Source organism: Nocardia sp. CA-119907, assembly GCF_050955995.1.
Classification (GTDB): domain Bacteria; phylum Actinomycetota; class Actinomycetes; order Mycobacteriales; family Mycobacteriaceae; genus Nocardia.
Genome location: NZ_CP192091.1, coordinates 4,021,563 through 4,043,135, shown reverse-complemented (window position 1 = coordinate 4,043,135; position 21,573 = coordinate 4,021,563). Strand labels below are relative to the sequence as shown.

The 21,573-nt window shown below is 65.9% G+C and carries 5 protein-coding genes; 2 read left to right on the top strand and 3 right to left on the bottom strand.

Annotated elements, in window-relative coordinates; genetic code table 11:
* Positions 1-407 precede the first annotated feature (407 nt).
* Positions 408-581: a hypothetical protein gene (locus tag ACQP2D_RS17780; RefSeq protein ID WP_433684798.1), complete on the top strand. Its 174-nt coding sequence runs from the start codon at positions 408-410 to the stop codon at positions 579-581.
* A 1,068-nt stretch (positions 582-1,649) separates the two neighbouring features.
* On the opposite strand, the gene ACQP2D_RS17775 is transcribed toward ACQP2D_RS17780, so the two are convergent.
* A complete protein-coding gene (locus tag ACQP2D_RS17775; protein WP_433684797.1) occupies positions 1,650-2,648 on the bottom strand; it encodes an NAD(P)H-dependent flavin oxidoreductase in 999 nt (332 codons plus the stop codon).
* Between the two features lie 320 nt (positions 2,649-2,968).
* Between ACQP2D_RS17775 and ACQP2D_RS17770 the strand changes: the two genes are divergently transcribed.
* Positions 2,969-3,532: a PadR family transcriptional regulator gene (locus ACQP2D_RS17770; RefSeq protein WP_433684796.1), complete on the top strand. Its 564-nt coding sequence runs from the start codon at positions 2,969-2,971 to the stop codon at positions 3,530-3,532.
* Positions 3,533-3,559: 27 nt separating this feature from the next.
* On the opposite strand, the gene ACQP2D_RS17765 is transcribed toward ACQP2D_RS17770, so the two are convergent.
* Positions 3,560-4,231: a DUF6875 domain-containing protein gene (locus ACQP2D_RS17765; protein ID WP_433684795.1), complete on the bottom strand. Its 672-nt coding sequence runs from the start codon at positions 4,229-4,231 to the stop codon at positions 3,560-3,562.
* On the bottom strand, positions 4,228-21,465 hold the full coding sequence (locus ACQP2D_RS17760) for an amino acid adenylation domain-containing protein (RefSeq protein ID WP_433684794.1): 17,238 nt from the start codon (positions 21,463-21,465) through the stop codon (positions 4,228-4,230). Before ACQP2D_RS17760 ends, ACQP2D_RS17765 begins: the two co-directional genes overlap by 4 nt.
* Positions 21,466-21,573 lie beyond the last annotated feature (108 nt).

Sequence of the window (21,573 nt, the reverse complement as noted above, 5' to 3'; positions counted from 1 at the left end):
ACCACCGAGCGTGCCGAGAAACTTTGCAAAAATTCGTCGTAACGGCGACACGAGGATCTGGCGCCGCAAGCGGGTAGACGTCCAGAAACCCCCTGTTCACGCGAGGTCGACAGCGACCACGCAGGACATCGAGCTACGTACGATATGTCCGTATTAAAAGATCCGCGTTATCGAAGCGGCTGATTCCCGCACCCCAACCTCGGGTTCGGGATCTCATTCCGAAGTTGAGTCCGGCCCGGGCGGCTGCTGCTTCGGACATTATCCTGCCCCTCAAAAGACAAGAGGCTCACACGTTCACGTGCCGGAACTGCATGTGGCAACCTTCTGCGCCCGTGATATAGGGAAACCCGTTGCGCCACATCCATCTAATGCTACTAGACTCCGGCCTTTTATGTCTCACACTGTACGTGAATCTCGACGCCCTCAACACTTCCGCAGCCTCCGGTTTTGTCCAGTATCCGCAACCAATGTTCGCTCCCTGGCTGTTCGCCACCATCCTCGCGGCGATAACCCGGGCAAGGCTTGATCTCTCGATCCTCAGCGTTGTGATCACCGCGATCATAGCTGGAGCCGATCAGTGATTCCCCTTCTGCCACACCGAGACGAGACCAGTTGGTCCCTCAAAGTGCCGAGGTCGTGTAGGTCGCGACTTGCCCGTCGACCGGCATGCGGTCCGAATCGCGAGCAGCGGCGCCAGCTCCGGCCTCGACCGAGAAGCAACCCGCGCTAGGGCCGCGGCGGCCGGTGCTGCCCTGTCGGCGACAGCGCATCGATCGGTTCATCGACAAGGCCCTGGCAGGTGTGGACGCGAACGTTTCACTCTCAGTGCACAATTCAATGATGAATCCTGCTAGCCGGGATCACCGAGATTCCTCGCATACGCACCAAACAAATAGCCGACCATCCGACGCAGATCGTTCCAGTTGTGGTGATAGGTGTTGCAACATTCAGGCATGAGGAACAAGCGCGCTCGAACCCAACCCGTGCCTCGACAGCGAACCATGAACCTCACCACCGTCCGCATCGCCTCTGCCCCAACGCAATCGGCGCGATGTTGCCAGACTCATGGTCATGCAAGCTCTCACGATCCTCGAGCACGGGACCGGACCGGCGGTGGCACTCGTACACGGTGGCCGGGCCGAAAACAACCTGGACCGGGCTGCAATCGTTGTCCGCACGGTGGACGCTGCTGCTCGTGCACCGACGGGGCTTCGGGGCGAGTCCACCGCCGCTTGGCGGGCGACAGGACTTCGAGATCGACGCGGACGATCTCGAAGGTATTTTCCGGCAGCGCCACCCGCACGTGGTCGCCCGGCAACCCCGGACCGTGCGCTCGCTACTGCTCGCCCGGTTGCGCGCCGCCAGCCTCGAAGAACCCGCCAACCTGTCCTACGAGTACTTCCAAAACGTCGACGACCCAGCGCATCTGGTGGTCTCGGGCGCTACACCGACGCCGAGGGCGTCGCCGCCCACCGCGAATACGAGCACTTCCGGATGCCGGGAATCGGCGAAATCATTCCGCACCTCGCTCGCAGACAGGTCGACACCTATCCGGTCGGCTGACACGTTTGAGTTGCTCCGAGCCGAAGGTAGCGATGACAGGGCCGATCATGGAGATATTGCGTCTCCAGTCCTAACGTGCGCGCCGGTCAGGCGAGCTGCGCGACACTGTCGACGCTCAGCGCTTTGTGGGCGAGAGCCCTCGCCGCCTCGTCGTACTGGGCCTTGAAGACGGCCACCAGGTCGGCGACGGTGAGGTTTTCCTTGATCGCGCCGATGCCCTGCCCAGCGCCCCAGATGTCCTTCCATACCTTGGCGCCCGAGTTGCCGCCGGAGCCGAAGTTCATGGCCGACGGGTCGGACTGGGGAAGGTTGTCCGGGTCCAGGCCTGCGGCGATGATGCTGCCGCGCAGATAGTTGCCATGGACACCGGTGAACGAGTTTGTGTAGACGATATCCCTGGCCGTGGACTCCACGATCATCTGCTTGTAGTCCGCAGCCGCGACAGCCTCGGCTGTCGACAGGAACGCCGAACCGACATATGCGAGATCAGCGCCAGCGGCTTGGGCCGCGAGGATGGATCGACCGTGGGCGATGGCACCCGACAGCAGCACCGGCCCGTCGAACCATTCGCGGATCTCCTGAACGAGCGCGAACGGTGACTGGGTGCCGGCGTGGCCGCCGGCGCCGGCGGCCACGGCAATGATGCCGTCGGCGCCCTTGTCGATGGCTTTGCGCGCGAACTCATCGCTGATCACGTCGTGCAGAACGATTCCGCCGTAGGAGTGGACGGCCTCGTTGATCTCCGGGCGCGCCCCGAGGGAGGTGATCACGATCGGCACTCGATGTTTCACGATCACCTCCATGTCGTGGTCGAGGCGGTCATTGGTGCGGTGGACGATCTGATTCACGGCGAACGGCGCCACCGTGGCATCTGGGTTGGCGGCCGCATACGAAGCGTTTTCCTCCGTGATGCGGTCGAGCCAGTCCGCCAGCTGTGTGGCGGGGCGGGCGTTCAGGGCGGGGAAGGAACCGATCACTCCGGCCTGACACTGAGCGATCACCAGCTCGGGCCCAGAGGAGATGAACAACGGCGATCCCACGATGGGCAGTGTGAGGCGACCGGACAGAGTTGCGGGTAGGGCCATGACGGGGGTCCTTCGGAAGATGCGGAAGCGTTTGTCTCGCGGCGCGTGGGCCGCGCAGGAAGGGCGCTACGACGAAGTTATCGCCGCGACAATCTTTATGCAATAAGTTGCATAAACATGTGGCGCCCATCACACTGACGGCCTTGCGCTCACCGTTGCGGCTGCCCGAAATGCGATGTGCCGGACCGAGGCACTCCCGACCGAGAGAGATTTCTCCGCCGATGATCGACTCATCACAGACTTCGCAGCGAACTTCTCGGCCGGAACTCGCGGATTCGGGCAGCGCGATCAGGTCGTTCGATGCTCTCTACGATGGGGCCGTGGCCCTGCAGTTTGCGATCCTGACCGCGTTGACCGAACGCGAGTCGACCGGCATCGAGCTCGCCCGGCGGTTCGACCGCGCATTCGGATACTTCTGGTCGGCCACGCACCAGCAGATCTATCGCGAACTGGATCGACTTCGCACTGGGGGGCTGGTCGCCGAGGTTCCCCAACAGGAGCCTCCCGGACGTGGCCAACCGAAGCGCTTCTCGATCACACCCGCGGGAACCGCCGCTCTCCACAGCTGGATGAGCGAGACCGACGAGCCGACTCCGCTGCGGGACGCGCTGATCGTGCGGTTGCGCGCCGCAGCCGCTGTCGGGGACTTCGAGGGCATCCGAGATGCGGTCGCCAACCATCTCGAAGTGCATGAAAGGACGTACGCGACCTATCGGGAGATCGAGGAGCGTGACTTCTCGGCTATCGGCGACAACAGCGACAAAGTGCGGCATCTGGTCTTGAAGGCCGGCCTAGGGACAGAACGCGCCTGGGCCGACTGGTGTCGCGAGGTCATCGCGACACTGGATGCCATACAGAGGCCGAGCGAATCGCGACCTACCTGACTCCGGCCGAGCGTCCAGCGGCGAACCTCAGGGAGCTTCGTCCGATGCCTCGGGTTCCTGTACCAGCCTGTCGGCCATGGTGGAAGCGATGAACTTGGGGATCGTGGGGGCGAAGAGTTTGAGGTAGGAGTCCATCCATTCGTGGCGGGTGTTGAGGAATGGGAAGTCGGTGGGGGCCATGTAGCGGACGGCGAGCATGGGCAGTGGCGCGTCGAGTGCGGGGAAGTCCGGGTTGTGCAGCCCCGGGGCGGTGCATCCGGGATAGAACTGACCGAGCATCAGACCCTTTTCGACGAACCGAGACTTCTGATCCTGTTGAATATCGTCGATGTCGGAGTACTCGGTGAGGTTGGGGAATACCGCGAGGACCGCCTTCGATTGGGCATCGGGTTCACCCTGCGGTGGCAGGGCGGGGAACAAGTCGTACAGATCGTCGATGATCGCGGCTATGCGGTCGGTATCGATGGAACGACTTTCGAAGGCGGCCCAGATGAACTCGTTCCGGACGGCACGGTTGGTGTAGGGACATACCGGGCCGGTTCGGCCGAGGTCGGGGTGCGGTCGGCACAGGTACTCGACCGTCCACCGCTGTAGTTCGGCGGCGCAGGGATGCAGGGCACCGCGGGTCGCCTCATCGGTAGCGAATAGGTTGACCGGCTCGACGCCGGAGCGGGTCCCGACGATTTGGGAGGTGGTCATGGTCGGCCTGTCCTTCCGGTTGTGATGGCCCCCGGTTGCGTGCTGCGGGCAGAGCGGAAGTGCTCGGTGAGGACGAGGCCGATCGCGCGGAGCGAATCGGGTTCGATCATCCGTTCGTGCCGGACCGGAATGGGATGTTCGGTGATCCGGCCGGTGATGAGGTCGTTCCATGCGAGGGCCGGATCGGGACCGCCGTCCGTGTCGTCGGCGGCGCGGAAGTAGATCAGATCACCGTCGAAGCGCGTCGGCCGGTGCTGCCGGGTGAGCTCGACGAGCCGGGTGTAGTCGTCGCGCAGAGTCACCAGATGCTCGGGGGTGACGGCGGTGAAGAGTCCACCTTGCTGGTGCAGCAACTCGGCCGCGGCCTCGGCGTTGAAATCGGCGGCGTCCGTCGGCATCGCGACTCCGCCGAACTCGGCGAGCATCTGCGTGATCGTCGGGGTGGAAACGCGGACGGTGCGGGCGGTGACAACGCGGGTGTCCATCATGGCCAGGGTGGCGACGGACTCGCCGTCGCGCCGGAGCCGGGCCGCGATCGCGTGGGCGATGGTGCCGCCGAGCGAGTAGCCGAGCAGGTGGTACGGGCCGTGCGGCTGGATATCCCGGATCTCTCGGACGTAGCGGGCGGCGAGTTCGTCGAGCGTCTCGAATTCCGCGGTGGCGTCGCTGAATGCCGGGGACTGCAGCCCGTACACCGGGCGGTCGGGATCGAGGTGCTGCACGAGTCCGCTGAAACCCCAAGCCAATCCGACGGCCGGGTGGACACAGAACAGCGGCGCCTCGGCACCGGCGGCACGCAGCGGGAGCACGACGGCGAGTACGTCGCCGGTGTCCTGTTCGTCGAGGCCGTGTAGTCGGGCATCGATGCGGGCAGCGAGCGTCGCCGGCGTCGGATCGGTGAAGATCCACTGCACCGGCACGGTCGCACCGGTCGACTCCACCAGCCGCGCCACCAATTGGGCGGCGGCCAGCGAGTTGCCTCCGATGGAGAAGAAGCCATCGTCGACGCCGACTCGTTCGATGTCGAGGGTCTCGGCGAAGGCGTCGCAGACGGTGGCCTCGAGTTCGGTCGACGGCGGCCGGTACGGGGAGTGACGCAGGTCGGGACTCGGCAGCGCCTTGTAGTCGAGTTTGCCGGTTGCGGTGCGCGGCATCCGGTCGAGGGTGATGATGGCGGTAGGAATCATATGGGTGGGCAGACGTGTCGCGAGTTGAGTGGTCAATGTGGTGATATCCGGCGCGGCGTCGGGGGCAGGTACGACATAGCCGATGAGCTGGCGGGTGCCGTCGGATCTGGTGTGGACGGTGACCGCTGCATTAGCTATATCGCGCTGGCTACGCAGCACCGTTTCGATCTCGCCGGGTTCGATTCGATGTCCGTGCATCGTCAACTGCAGGTCGCTGCGGCCGATGAACCGCAGTGTGTGGTCGACGGTCCAGGCGACGAGATCGCCGGTGCGATACATACGTGTCCCGGGCGGCCCGTAGGGGTCGGGGACGAATCGGGCCGCGGTGGTCGCGGATTGCCGGTGGTAGCCGCGGGCCAGGCCCGGTCCGGACAGGTACAGCTCGCCGGGAACACCGGGTGGGACGGGACGCAGTCTGCGGTCCAGTACCACGGCGGTGAAGCCGCGCACCGGACCACCAATTGTCATCGGACCGTCCGCATGCGCGGTCAGGGGAGCATCGGCGCAGCTCATGATCGTGTTCTCGGTAGCGCCGTAGGTGTTGATCACCGTGTGGCCCGGTACCCATCGAGCGGCGAGGTCGGGCGGGCAGGCCTCGCCGCCGAGGATGAGCGTCCGGAGGGTGTCGAGCCCATCGGTGGGCAGCGATCCGAGCACAGTCGGGGTGAGCGCGGCATGGGTGACGTGTTCGGCGTCGATCACCTCGGCCAGTTCGGCGCCGGCGGCCACCGGTGTCGCGGCCAGGACCAGAGTCGCACCGGCCGCCGCGGCCGTGAGCCATTCGAGGATCGAGACGTCGAAGCTCGGCGAAGCGGCACCAAGTATGCGGCTCGTCGGTGTGACACCGAACCGTTCCCGCGTTTCGGCGGCCAGGTTCGCTACTCCGGCCTGAGTGACCACGACTCCCTTGGGAGTGCCGGTGGAACCGGAGGTGTAGATCAGGTAGGCCGGGTGTTCGGGCCGCAGTGTGGTGGTGCGCTCGCGGTCGTCGATCGGGCGCGGCGCGGCCGCCTCCGTCGTCGCGGCGAAGGTGGGATCGTCGAGGTCGAGCCAGCTGATCTCGCCGGGTAGCTGATCTCGGTAGGTTCCGTAGGTCAGCCCGACGGCGGCGCCGGAATCGGCGAGAATGCCGGTGATCCGGTCGTGCGGATGGATGAGGTCGACCTGCACGAACGCGGCGCCGGTCTTGGCGACCGCCCATACGGCGATCATGGCGTCGATGGAGCGCGGTAGGGCCACGGCCACCACCGATTCTGGTCCTGCTCCCGCGTCGATCAGTACGCGCGCCCACCGGTTCGATGTTTCGTCGAGCTCGCGGTAGGACAGCGTCGCCCCGGCACAGACCAACGCTGCGGCGTCCGGCGTTGTCGCGGCCGCGTCCGACAACACCTGCGGCAATACCGACATCTCTGCGCCGGGCCGACCGCGGACGGGCACCAGCGTGGCCTGCTCGACCGGCGACAGCAGTTCCAGTCGGGCGAGGGGGAGGTCGATATGCGCGGCGATGGTGTCGAGCACCCGCAGCATCCGGTCGGCGAGGGCGTCGATCTGGTGTTGGCCGAAGAGTTCCGGCAGGTATTTGAAGGTCAACTTCAAATGCGTGTCGTGATGGACGATCAGGCCGAGCGGATAGTGCGCGGCGTCTCGTCCCTGGACGTCGAGGACGTGCATTCCGGCGATATCGGTGTCTTCGGACAATCCGGCCGAGTCGACCGGATAGGACTCGAAGACGGTCACGGTGTCGAACATCGCGCCGGGACCGGCCAGCTGTTGGATACGGGCGAGCCCGAAGTGGTGATGGTCGAGCAGCGCGGCCTGTTCGGATTGAATCCGCCGCAGCAGTTCGGCCAGGCTTTCGCGGTGATCGAGCCGAACCCGGACGGGAACGGTGTTGACGAACAGTCCGATCATCGATTCGATGCCGGGAAGCTGTGGGGGACGTCCGGAGACGGTGGTGCCGAAGACCACGTCTTCGCGGGCGGTCGCGTTGGCGAGCACGAGCGCCCAAGCCGCCTGGATGACGGTGTTGAGGGTGGTCTCCTGCTGCTGGGCCGCCGTGACCAGCGCCGCGGTGTGGGTTTCACTCAGCTGCACTTGGACCTCGCGCGGGGCGGTGGTGTTGCGGCGGGCGCGGTCCGCGGGTGCCAGCAGAGTCGGCTGCGTGATGCCATCGAGTGCCTGGGTCCACGCGGTTTCCGCCGCGGCCTGATCCTGGGCCTTCAGCCACGTCAGGTAGTCGCGGTAGGGACGGACCGAGGGCAGTGCTGCGGTGTCGCTGTCGGTGGCGTAGAGGATGAGTAGTTCCCGGACCAGCAGTGGTGTGGACCAGCCGTCGATGAGGATGTGGTGCATGCTCAACAGCAGTCGGTGCTGGTGGGGGGCGATGTTGATCAGGGTCAGTCGCAGCAGTGGGGCCGCGGTCATGTCGAATCGGCGGTCGGTGGTCATGATCTGTTCGAGTGCGGCCGCGGTGTCGTGGTGTGCGGTCAGGTCGATCTCGGTGAATGGGACCTCGACGGTGTGGGGCACCACTTGGACGGGTTCGTGGGCGCCGTCGCGTAGGAAGGCGGTTCGTAGGTTGGGGTGTCGTTGCAGGAGGGTGTGTGCGGCGCGGTGTAGCCGGTTCGCGTCGACGACTCCGCCGAGTTCGACACTGAGTTGCACGATGTAGGCGTCGATGGCGTCGGTGGCGAGTTGGGCGTGGAACAGCAGTCCGGCTTGTAGGGGTGTCAGCGGCCAGATGTCGTCGGGTGCCGGGTACCGGGTTTCGAGTCGGTCGATGGCGGGTTGGTCGAGGTCGAGCAGGTCGAGGTCGGAGGGGGTGAGTCCGCCGACGCCGGGGCGGCAGGCGTGGGTGGCCAGCGCCCTCACCGCCTCGCACCACAGGTCGGCGATCTCGGTGACCTCGCCGGTGGTGAGCAGACCGGTGGGGTAGTCCCAGGAGGCGGTCAGGGCGGGCCCGTCGGGTGTGTCGGTGGTGGCTGCGTTGATGGCGAGCACGGCTGCCGCGGCGGCGTCGGGGTTTTGGATGCCGCCGCCGTCGGCGGCGCCGCCGGCGGGCATCCATCCGATCTCGCGCAATGCGGTGGGGATGGTGTCGAAACGACCGAGGTAGTTGAAGCTGACCTGCGGGTCGGGTAGTTCGCCCAGGAGGGGGGCGGTGTCGGTGTTGAGGTAGCGCAGCAGCCCGTAGCCGATTCCGCGGTTGGGGATCTGGCGCAGTTGTTCCTTGACCGACTTGACCACCGCCGCGGCGGCCCCACCGGCGGTGTACGCGTCGTCGATGTCGATGCCGGACAGGTCCAGGCGCACCGGGTAGGTGGTGGTGAACCAGCCGACGGTGCGGGTGAGGTCCGCGCCGGGCAGCGGTGGGTCGTGGCGGCCGTGGCTTTCGAGGGTGAGCAGTGTTTCGGTGCTGTTCTCGCCGTGGCGGTGACGCCACCGGGTCAATGCCAATGCCAGTGCGGCGATCAGGGCGTCGTCGACGTTGCCGTGGAACGCGTGGGGCACGGTGGTGAGCACCGCACGGGTCACCGCGGTCGGCAGCGTCACCTCCACGGTCGCGACCTCGGCTTGCACATCCACATTCGGGTCGAGCGGGCGGGGACCGATCGGTGGGTCGGTGGTCTCGAGGGTGGCGCGCCACCAGTCGAGCTCGTCGAGGTGTTCGGCGGCGGTGCTCAGGCCGTGGGCCCAGCGGCGCATCGAGGTCCCCACGGGCGCGAGTTGTGGTGGTTGCCCGGCACTGATCTGAGCCCACGCAGTGGCGAAGTCGGGAACCAGGATCCGCCACGACACCCCATCGACAACCAGGTGATGGGCGAGCACGAGCAGCCGCCCGGGCCGGTCGGCCCAGTCGAACCAGACCAACTGCACCATGACGCCCGCAGCGGGGTCGAGACGCTCAGCGGCCGCCTTCGCCTCCGCGTCGGCGATGGCCGCGAAGTAGGCGCTGTCCGGCGCTACTGTCACCGGCACGCGCCGGATCAGCCGGGCGGCGCTCACCCCGTCCACGCTCACCCCGTCCACGCTCACCCCGGTCGGGGGCACCTGTAGCGCCCATCCGGTCGGGTGTGTGGGGTCGGGAAGGAGTTGGGCGCGCAGCATGTCGTGGTGGTCGATCACCGCTTGCACGGTGGCTTCGATTCCGGTCCTGTCGATGCCGCTGGGCAGTGTGAGTGTGACCCACTGGCAGAACCGGTCGAACCCGCCGCGTTCGAACATCCAACACATGATCGGCGTCAGCGGCACCGACCCCACGCCCGCCCCGGGAAGCTCCGCCGGCAACGCGACCACCGCGGCACTGTCCTGGACCGCGACCTGAGCCAGCCCGGCGACCGTCTTGCGTTCGAACACCTCCCGCGTGGAGAACACCACACCGGCCGCCCTGGCCCGGGTGACCAACTGGATCGACATGATGCTGTCGCCACCCAAGGCGAAGAACGAATCATCGAGACCGACCGTGTCGATACCCAACACCTCACCGAACAGCCCGGCCAGCATCCGCTCCACATCGGTCACCGGCGCCCGGAACTCGGCTCGGCTCGCGGTGAAGTCCGGCACGGGCAACGCGGCGCGGTCGAGCTTGCCGCTCTCGGTCACCGGCAGCGTGTCCAGCACCATCACGGTCGCGGGCACCATATGCGGGACCAACCGCTGTTCCACGAACGTGAGGACCCCGGCCGGATCGAGGTCGACCCCGGGCTCGGGCACCACGTACCCGACCAACCGGTCACCGACAGCGGTGCCATGGTGCACGGTCGCCACGGCACGGGCGACACCGGTACAGGCCAGCAGGCCCGATTCGACCTCGCCCAACTCGATGCGGAAACCACGCAGCTTGACCTGGAAGTCGGCCCTGCCCACATAGTCCAGTTCCAGACTCCCCTCCGGTTGCCGCAACCACCGCACCAGGTCACCGGTCCGATACATGCGCTGTCCCGACTCCGCGAACGGATCGGCGACGAAACGCGCCGCCGTCAGCCCCATCCGGTTGCGGTAACCACGAGCCAGACCGGGTCCCGTGAGATACAACTCGCCCACAACACCGACGGGCACCGGCCGCAACCGGGCATCGAGCACAACCTGCCCGACCCCGCGGATCGGTTCGCCGACCGTCACCATCTCTCCCGCCACCAGCGGCGCACTGGCATCGGTCTGGATCGTGGCCTCCGCCGGACCGTAGGTGTTGAACAATCTGCGGTCCGGCGCCCACCGCGACACCAGGTCGGTCGAGGGCGCTTCGCCGCCGACCACGACGGTCTCGAGGTGCTCCAGCCCGGCCGGATCGACCGTCGCCAAGGCCGTTGGCGTGAGCGCGGCATGGGTGACGCGCTGGCTCGATAGGATCCGCGCCAGCTCGTTGCCGCCGTAGACGGTCGGCGGTGCGATGACCAGCCGGCCACCCGATGCGAACGCCCACAGCAGTTCCAGCACCGCCGCATCGAAACTGGGGGACGCGACATGCAGGACACCCGCGTCCGGCCCGATGCCGAATCGTGAACATTGTTCTGTCACCAGGTTCGCCAGGCCCTGGTGCGTGACGACCACGCCCTTGGGCACACCCGTCGAACCGGAGGTGTAGATCACGTATGCCGCCTGGTCGAGCCGAACCGGTCCGGTTCGCTCCGCGTCGGTCACCGGCGCCGCCGACAACTCCCCCGCGTCGGCCGCCTCGTCGAGGACCAACCAGTGCACCGATCCGGGGAATCGATCCCGCCACTGTGACAGGGTGATCCCCACTGTCACACCGGAATCGGTGAGCATGTGCTCGATGCGGCCGGTCGGATACTGCGGGTCCACCGGAACGAATGCCGCCCCCGACTTCGCCACCGCCCACACCGCAAGCACCGACTCGACCGACCGTGCCAACCCCACCGCGACATTCGTCTCCGGCCCCACCCCTTGATCGATCAACAACCGCGCCAACCGATTCGACTCCGCATCGAGCTCACCGTAGCTCCACTGCCGATCCTCGTACACCACCGCGACCGCCTCGGGATCGCGCTGTACCGTCGCCGCCAACAGTTCCGCAAGCGCGCGACCTGGCACCGGCGGGTTGCCCGAAACCGGTGTCAACTCACGGTATTCCGCGGGAGAGAGGAGGTTGAGCCGGGCCAGCGGCAGATCCGGGTCGGCGGCCATGACGTCGAGCACGCGCAGCACCCGCTGCAGGGTCGCGTCGACTGTGTCGTGGTCGAACAGTTCGGGAAGGTACTTGATCTTCAGATGCAGTCGCGTGTCGACGTGCGCGACCACGCCCATCGGATAGTGCGCGCCGTCCACACCCATGACGTCGACGACCCGCATGCCCGCGATATCGGTATCCGCGGTCAGCCCGAAACGATCGACCGGGTACGACTCGAACACCGTCATCGTGTCGAACACCGCTGCTGGCCCGGCCACCCGCTCGATCTCGGTGAGACCGACGAACTGGTGATCGAGCAGAGCGGTCTGCTCCGCCTGAACCCGGTCGAGCAACTGCCCCAGGCTTTCGGTGGTGCCCAGACGGACGCGCACCGGCAGCGTGTTGATGAACAGCCCGATCATCGATTCGATGCCCGCCAGCTGCGGGGACCGCCCGGACACCGCGGCACCGAAGGTCACATCGTCGCGGGAAGTCAACGAGCCCAACACAATTGCCCAAGCCAGCTGGATCACAGTGTTGAGCGTGATCCCACGCGCCCTGGCCAGGTGGTTCAGCGCTGCGGTCTGCTCCTCGGTCAAATCGCCGACCACATCGCGGGACTCGGTGTAGCGACGGCCGGGATCGGCTTGCGCCACCAGGGTCGGCCCTTCGGTGCCGTCGAACGCTCCGGCCCACGCATCGAGCGCCGCAGGCAGGTCCTGCCCGGCGATCCAGGCCAGGAAGTCCCGATAGGGACGGACCTCGGGCAGGATCGCGGCATCGCCGTCGGTGGCGTAGAGCACCAGCAGCTCCTTCAGCAGCAGCGGCGTCGACCAGCCATCGAGCAGCAGATGATGATTGGTCAGCACCAGCCGGTACTGCTGCGGTCCCGTGCTCACCAGCATCCAACGCAGCAACGGTGCACGAGCCGGATCGAACCTGGTCGCCCGATCCGCGGCAAGCAGCACCTCCCACTCGCGCTCGCGTGCACTGTCATCGAGCCCGGACAGGTCGACCTCCGACCAAGGAGCCTCGACGTCCTGCTGGACCACCTGCACCGGACCGGCACCGGTGGCGTCGAACGCGGTGCGCAGATTCGGATGCCGGTCGAGCACAACCTGCCCGGCTCGGCGCAGCCGCTCCGGATCGACCTGTCCACGCAGTTCGAGGACCAGCTGGGTCAGATAGGCGTCCACCGACTCCTCGGACACCAGCGCGTGGAACAGCAACCCCTCCTGCAACGGAGTCAACGGCCACACATCGCTCAACGTCGGATACCTGTCCTCGAGTCGCTCGATTTCGGACTGCCCGAGCCGGACCAGATCCAGATCCGACGGCGTCCGTCCCCCGCTTCCGGCATGGCGGGCATGAATCGCCAACGCAGTCAAAGCCTGGCACCACGACTCCGCCACCGCAGATACCTCGTCGGCCGTGAGCACGCCGTCGGGATACGACCAAGTCGCCCGCAACCGCTGCCCGTCCCCGTCGTCGCGGGTGCAGGCATTGATGTCGAGCACCGCCGCGACCGGCATGTCCGGGTTCTGCGCACCGGAGAGCTCGCCGCCACCCAGGTCGCCGCTGCCGGCGATCGGCAGCCAGCCGAGCGCCGGTAGCCCTTCGGGAACCCCCGTCGAGATGCGGCCCAGGTAGTTGAATGCGATCTGCGGCCTCGCCAGCGCGGCGAGTGTCGGGCCGGTGTCCTCGTTGAGGTACCGCAGCAAGCCATAGCCGATCCCGTGATCCGGGATAGCGCGATGCTGCTCCTTGACGGACTTGACCGCTGCGCCCATCGCGGGCCCACCCGCGTACGCGTCGTCGAGATCGATGCCCGACAGATCCAAACGCACCGGGAAGCCCGTGGCGAACCAGCCGACCGTCCTGGTCAGATCCGCGCCCGCGACGACGCCTTCCTCCCGACCGTGTCCTTCGAGACCGATCAGCACATCCGTCAGCTTGGCGGTCTCGGACTGTCGGTCGCGCCGCCACTTCGTCACGGCGACCGCCAGCGCGGCCAGCAGCCCGTCGCCCACCCCGCCGTGGAATCTGGCGGGCACGTTGGTCAATAGCGCCTCGGTCACCTCGGGAGACAGCTCGACCTCGACCGTGCGGGCGGCGGCGGCCACATCGATCGCGGGGTCCAGGGGCCGCGACCCGATCATCGGATCGGGCCCGTCGGCCATCGCTCGCCACAGGTCGAGCTCGGCGGTGCGCTCCTCGCTGTGGGCCGCCTCGACCAGCCCATGTGCCCATCTGCGCATGGTTGTACCGACCGGGGCGAGCTCGGGCGGCTCGCCGGATTCGATCCGCGCCCACGCGAGCACGAGGTCGGGCACCAGCACGCGCCAGGAAACCCCGTCGATCGCGGAATGATGCACCAGCACAAGGGCCCTGCCCGGTTCCGCCGGGTCCACCGGATCGAACCAGACCACCTGCAGCACGATCCCGGCACCCGGATCGAGCCGGTCCGCGGCGGCCGTCAACTCCGCCGCCGCCAACGTTCGGAACTCGCTGCTTTCCGGCGTCGCGTCCATCGGCACCCGGTGGATCAGGTCATCGGCGCGAATCATGCCGACCGGCAGCGCTTCCCACGTCCAGCGCCCGTCGTCGTCTCGAGACAGCCGTGCGCGCAGCATGTCGTGCCGATCGAGCACCGCCTGCACCGTGCTCGCCATCCGCGGCTGGTCGATCCCGATCGGCAGACCGAGCAGCATCGACTGCGAGAAGCGGCCGAAACCCGACGCGGACCGCTCGAGCATCCAGTGCATGATCGGCGTCAGCGGCAGCGGTCCCACACCCCCGCCGGGCAGTTCCTCCGGCAAGGCGACAGCCGTGCGGTCGTGCACGGCGACCTGGGCGAGTCCAGCGACGGTCTTGCGTTCGAACACATCCCGTGCCGAGAACGCCACACCGGCTGCCCTGGCCCGAGTCACCAACTGGATCGACATGATGCTGTCGCCGCCCAGGGCGAAAAACGAATCGTCCAAACCGACCGCTTCAGTGCCGAGAATGTCGGCGAACGCTTGCGCGATGATGTGTTCGATCGGTGTGTGCGGCGCTCGGAATGGTTTGTCGGCAAGGAAGACCGGATCCGGCAGCGCCTTTCGGTCGAGTTTGCCGACCGGTGTCAGTGGGATACGGTCCAACACCATGATCGCAGACGGCACCATATACGACGGCAACCGGTCGGACAGGTAATCGACCACCAACGCAGTATCGATCGACTGCCCCGGAGCGGCAACAACATAGGAGACCAGCGACTGGGTACCCGCATCGTTACGATGACCGACAGTCACCGCGTAGGCCACGGTGACATGGGCAGCCAGAGCAGTATCGATCTCACCGAGTTCGATACGCAGACCACGAATCTTGACCTGGAAATCGGATCGACCCAGATGCTGGATCGTACGATCACTGGTCCACCGCACGACGTCGCCGGTGCGATACATACGCTGGCCCGGAATCCACGGACACGCGACGAAACGCTCCGCCGTCGTGGCCGCTCGACGATGGTATCCACGCGCGAGTAGGTCACCCGCAACATACAACTCACCCGCCACACCCGCCGGTACAGGCTGCAGCCGTTGATCGAGTACCCAGATCGAGGCACCGCAGACCGGGCGCCCGATGGTCACCAGCTCGTCTGCCGTCATGGGGGAGGTCAGCGTCGCGGCAATGGTGGTTTCGGTTGGCCCGTATTCGTTGAGCACTGTGCGGTTGTCGGCCCAGCGTTGGACCAATTCGGTGCCGTAGTCCTCGCCGCCGACCATCAGATACTTCAGATCCGGTAGCGGCCAACGGGTGTGGTCGATGGTGGACAACGCCGAGGGAGTGATCAGGACGTGGCTGACATGCTCGCGATCGAGCAGGGCGGCGAGCTCGTCGCCGCCGTAGACATCAGTGGGTGCGATGACCATGGCCGCGCCGCCGAGCAGCGGCAGGACCGTTTCCAGTACCGAGACATCGAAGCTGGGTGACGCCAAATGCAGTGTGCGGGACGTAGATTCGACGCCCATGGAGACGCGGTGTGTCGCTGCGAAGTTGCCGAGGCCGCGGTGGGTGACCGCAACGCCCTTGGGCAGCCCGGTCGATCCGGAGGTGTAGATGACATAGGCGATATCGTCGATCCGCAGTGGACGTACCCGGTCGCTGTCGGTGACGGACCGATTCGCGTCTGCGTCCAGGTTGTCGTCGGCTGAGTCGAGGTCGTCCGATATAAGCCAGCCGATGCTGTCGGGTAGTTGTGCTCGTACGGAATTCACGGTCAGACCGGTCGTTGCTTTCGCATCGGTCATCATGTGGATGATGCGTTCCGCGGGATGGGTCGGATCGATCGGCAAGAACGCCGCCCCCGTTTTGGCGACCGCCCACACCGCGAGAACAGAATCCGACGAACGCGGAATACCGATCGCGACAACATCTTCCGGCCCGATACCCCGCCGAATCAGCAACCGCGCCAACCGATTGGAACGTTCGTCCAACTCACGATAACTCAACCGCTGTCCGTCGAACACGATCGCAGTGGCATCGGGATCGAACGCCACCGCCGCACCCATCAGACCGGGCAACGTGGCCGGTGCCGCCGCAGGAGCACCGGAACGGGTCACCAGATCAGCTCGCTCGGCAGGCTCGAGCACATCGATCGACCCGACCGCAACGGTCGCGTCGGCGGCTATCGACTCCAGGATCCGAATCCACCGACGCGCAACCGAATCGACCGTGGCGGCGTCGAACAGGTCGGTGGCGTAGGTGACCGCGACGGTCATATCGCCGCTGTCGCGATCCTCCGACAGGATGAATTGCAGATCGAACCGGGAGACCTCATTGGGCAGATCGACCACCGACAGCTCGAGCTCGGGGAGTCGCAGTGTTACCGGTTCCAGGTTCTGGAACGCCAGCATCACCTGGAACAGCGGGTGCCGTGCCTGGGATCGCTGTACACCGAGTTTGTCCACTACCTGCTCGAATGGAACGTCGGCGTGTTCGAAGGCGTCCAGATCGGCTTGTTTGACCCGGCCGAGCAGGTCGGTGAACGATTCATCGAGATCGATCTCGGTGCGCAACACCAGAGTGTTGACGAACATGCCGATCATGTCGTCGAGTGCGGCCACACCGCGCCCGGCGATCGGTGTGCCGATCGGAATGTCGGTGGTGCCACTCAACCGGGCGAGCAGGACCGCCAACGCGCCATGGATCGCCATGAACAGCGACGAATTATGTTGGCGCGCAAACTGTTCCAATGCCCGTATCAAATCGGCAGGCACCGAGTAGTTGACAGTAGCGCCGCGATTCGACATCACCACCGGTCGCGGCCGATCGAATGGCAGGCGCAGTTCCTCGGCAACGCCGTCAAGAGCCTCGGTCCAGTATCGGATCTGCTGGGCAGACAGCGATTCCGGATCATCGGGCGCGCCGAGGGTGGCCTGTTGCCACAGTGCGTAGTCCGCGTACTGGACCGGCAACGGCGTCCACGCCGGGGCGCCACCGCGGATCCGCGCGGCATAAGCAGTCGCCACATCACGGGCCAGCGGCGTCAGGGAGAATCCATCCGCGGCGATGTGGTGCACCACGACGGCAAGGACGTGTTCCGGTTCCTCGCCACCGCTGACGCGGAACAATCGGGCACGCGCAGGCGCCTGTGTGCTCACATCGAAGCCTTCGGTGACGAATTCGGTTACCGCCGAGACCAACTCGTCCGGTACGACCGGCACCACCACCAGCTCGCGGTCCACATTCTCGACCGGCTCGATCTGTTGGATCAGCATGCCGTCGTGATCCAGGTACCGCGTTCGCAACGACTCGTGCCTACCCAGCACGTCGAGGACCGCCGAGTGCAGGGCGTCGATGTTCAATTCGCCGCGCAGCCGGATAGCGATCGGCATGTTGTACGCACCCGATGCGGTGTCGTACTGGTTGAAGAACCACATCCGTTGTTGGGCCGGCGCCAACGGCACAAGATCGGGGCGCGGCCCGGCGACCAGTGGCGGGCGGCGGCGTCCCGTGCCGGCATGCTGGTCGATGCGGCTGGCCAGTTCTGCGACCGTGGACGCCTCGAACAACAGCCGCACCGGAATCTCGGCATCCAAGGCGGTCCCGAGCCGCGCCGCGACGCGGGTCGCGACCAAGCTGTCGCCGCCCAGGGCGAAAAACGAGTCATCGAGACCGATGGTGTCGATACCCAATACGTCGATGAACGCTCGAGCGATCGTGTGTTCGGTCGGTGTCTGCGGTGCCCGGAAGGGTTTGGTGTCGGTGAATACCGGCTTGGGTAGTGCTTTTCGGTCGAGTTTGCCCACCGGTGTCAGTGGGATACGGTCCAACACCATGATCGCAGACGGCACCATATACGACGGCAACCGGTCGGACAGGTAATCGACCACCAACGCAGTATCGATCGACTGCCCCGGAGCGGCAACAACATAGGAGACCAGCGACTGGGTACCCGCATCGTTACGATGACCGACAGTCACCGCGTAGGCCACGGTGACATGGGCAGCCAGAGCAGTATCGATCTCACCGAGTTCGATACGCAGACCACGAATCTTGACCTGGAAATCGGATCGACCCAGATGCTGGATCGTACGATCACTGGTCCACCGCACGACGTCGCCGGTGCGATACATACGCTGGCCCGGAATCCACGGACACGCGACGAAACGCTCCGCCGTCGTGGCCGCTCGACGATGGTATCCACGCGCGAGTAGGTCACCCGCAACATACAACTCACCCGCCACACCCGCCGGTACAGGCTGCAGCCGTTGATCGAGTACCCAGATCGAGGCACCGCAGACCGGGCGCCCGATGGTCACCAGCTCGTCTGCCGTCATGGGGGAGGTCAGCGTCGCGGCAATGGTGGTTTCGGTTGGCCCGTATTCGTTGAGCACTGTGCGGTTGTCGGCCCAGCGTTGGACCAATTCGGTGCCGTAGTCCTCGCCGCCGACCATCAGATACTTCAGATCCGGTAGCGGCCAACGGGTGTGGTCGATGGTGGACAACGCCGAGGGAGTGATCAGGACGTGGCTGACATGCTCGCGATCGAGCAGGGCGGCGAGCTCGTCGCCGCCGTAGACATCAGTGGGTGCGATGACCATGGCCGCGCCGCCGAGCAGCGGCAGGACCGTTTCCAGTACCGAGACATCGAAGCTGGGTGACGCCAAATGCAGTGTGCGGGACGTAGATTCGACGCCCATGGAGACGCGGTGTGTCGCTGCGAAGTTGCCGAGGCCGCGGTGGGTGACCGCAACGCCCTTGGGCAGCCCGGTCGATCCGGAGGTGTAGATGACATAGGCGATATCGTCGATCCGCAGTGGACGTACCCGGTCGCTGTCGGTGACGGACCGATTCGCGTCTGCGTCCAGGTTGTCGTCGGCTGAGTCGAGGTCGTCCGATATAAGCCAGCCGATGCTGTCGGGTAGTTGTGCTCGTACGGAATTCACGGTCAGACCGGTCGTTGCTTTCGCATCGGTCATCATGTGGATGATGCGTTCCGCGGGATGGGTCGGATCGATCGGCAAGAACGCCGCCCCCGTTTTGGCGACCGCCCACACCGCGAGAACAGAATCCGACGAACGCGGAATACCGATCGCGACAACATCTTCCGGCCCGATACCCCGCCGAATCAGCAACCGCGCCAACCGATTGGAACGTTCGTCCAACTCACGATAACTCAACCGCTGTCCGTCGAACACGATCGCAGTGGCATCGGGATCGAACGCCACCGCCGCACCCATCAGACCGGGCAACGTGGCCGGTGCCGCCGCAGGAGCACCGGAACGGGTCACCAGATCAGCTCGCTCGGCAGGCTCGAGCACATCGATCGACCCGACCGCAACACTGGGATCAGTGGCGATCGATTCCAAAATCCGAATCCACCGCTGCGCAACCGAATCGACCGTGGCGGCGTCGAACAGGTCGGTGGCGTAGGTGACCGCGACGGTCATATCGCCGCTGTCATGGTCCTCCGACAGGATGAATTGCAGGTCGAGCCCAGGCGTTTCGCCGCTCGAGTCGACCATCGGCGGCTCGAGATCGGGCAGGGCCGACCCCACCGGCTCTTGATTCCGCAACGCCAACAGCACCTGGAACAGCGGATGCCTGGATTGGGACCGCTGCGGCGCCAACTGGTCCACCACCTGCTCGAACGGCACATCGGCGTGCTCGAACGCGTCCACATCGACTTGTTCGATCCGGCCGAGCAGTTCGGTGAACGATTCAGCGGGATCGATCTCGGTGCGCAGCACAACGCGCGCCGCGGTACCGTCCCCGGCGATCGGTGTGCCGATCGGAATGTCGGTGGTGCCGCTCAACCGAGCGAGCAGGACCGCCAGCGTGCCATGGATGACGGTGAACGGCGACGAACTATGCTGCTGGGCAAACCCTTCCACCGTCCGAACCAACTCGGCAGGCAGCGCGTAGTTCGCCATGGCCGCTCGATTCGACGACACCACCGGCCGCGGCCGGTCGAACGGCAGCGGAAGGTTCTCGGGCAGATCCGCGAGTGTTTCCCGCCAGAATGCCAGATTCTCACGGCGGCGGCGGATCCGAGCGCCTTCGCCAGCGCTTTCGGGGTGAACCTGCGCGAGCGCAGTGTCCGGCGCCGCGGCGAATGCGTCGAGGAACTCCTCGAACCTCGTGCAGTGCGCCGAGAGTTCGGAGTCGGTATAGAGGTTGGGATTGGCCAGGAGGTGCAGGATCGTCCGCGGCGGCTCCCCGGTCTGATACAGATCGATCAGCAGATCATCGACCGGCCCCGAACTGAGGATATGGAACTCCCCGGGCACCGATCCGAACCGGATCTCCTGGCGGAAGAACATCACATTCACCACCGGACCCGCGAAGCGCCGCAGTCCGCCGTTGTATCCGACGGCGGTACGGATGTCGGTCAGGCCGCACCGCTGGTGCCGCAACGCCCCGATCAGATCGGACTGCACCCGACGCGTCACCGTCGCGACGGTGTCGCCCGCATCGAGGGCGAGCGGAAGCGGAGCGACATTGACGAACATCCCGCCGGACCGCCGCAGTACCGCGTTCGTGCGACCGGAAACGGGAATGTTGACCATGACGTCGTCTCGGCCGGTCATCCGGGCCAGATAGCAGCCGAATGCGGCGATCACCACCGCGGCCGGGCTCGCGTCCAACGCTTTCGCGGCACGTTCGATCCGGTCCACCGTCGTCGGCGACAGCTCGGCCTTCGCGACTGTACTGTTCGCACACGCGGGTGCTTGCCCGTCGACCAGACTGGACTCGTCCCCGACATCGGCGAGTCTGTTCACCCAATATTCCTGGTCGTCGGTGAACCGCTTCGACTCCCGATAGTTTCGGTCGGCGTCGTAGAGCGCGCGTACGTCCGCCGCCCGGTTCGGCTCCGCCGCCCGTCCCTCCACGGCCGCCGCGTACAGCGCGGCGATCCGGTTGATGATCATCATGCCGGCGTAACCGTCCAGCGCGACGTGGTGGATTCTGCTGTACAGCAGGTAGTGCTGCTCCCCGACCTGGACGATCGCCGTTCCCACCAAGCGGTCTCTGGTCATCTCTAGCGGAGTGGTGTACTCCCGATGCATCCACTCCAAGCCCGCCGCGACGGGATCCGGTGCACCGCGCATATCGATCACCGGCGCCGGCGACTCGAGCGACGGGTCGAACACCTGATACGGCTCGCCGTCGACCTCTACCAGCCGCAGGTATCCGGACTGGAACTCGTGGCCTGCTCGAATCGACACCTCGCGCAGCAGATCGACGTCGAGATCTCCACGCAACTCGATGTACTGTGCCTCGGATATCGGCACATCCGGACTCAATTTCTGTGCCAGCCACAACCCCCGCTGCCCGGCCGACAGCGGCACTTGCTGCATTGCTGACGCGTCGGGCTCGGTATCGACGCTCGATCCCCGCTCGGGATGAAACTGCGGTCGCGAAACGGTCATTTGGCCTCCTTCAGCGCCGACCACAGCCAGTCCGAGTCGAATGATGTGCGTGTGCGTGCGCGGCGTTCGGAATTCGACGGCGAAATATTCACCGAATTCATCAAGGCA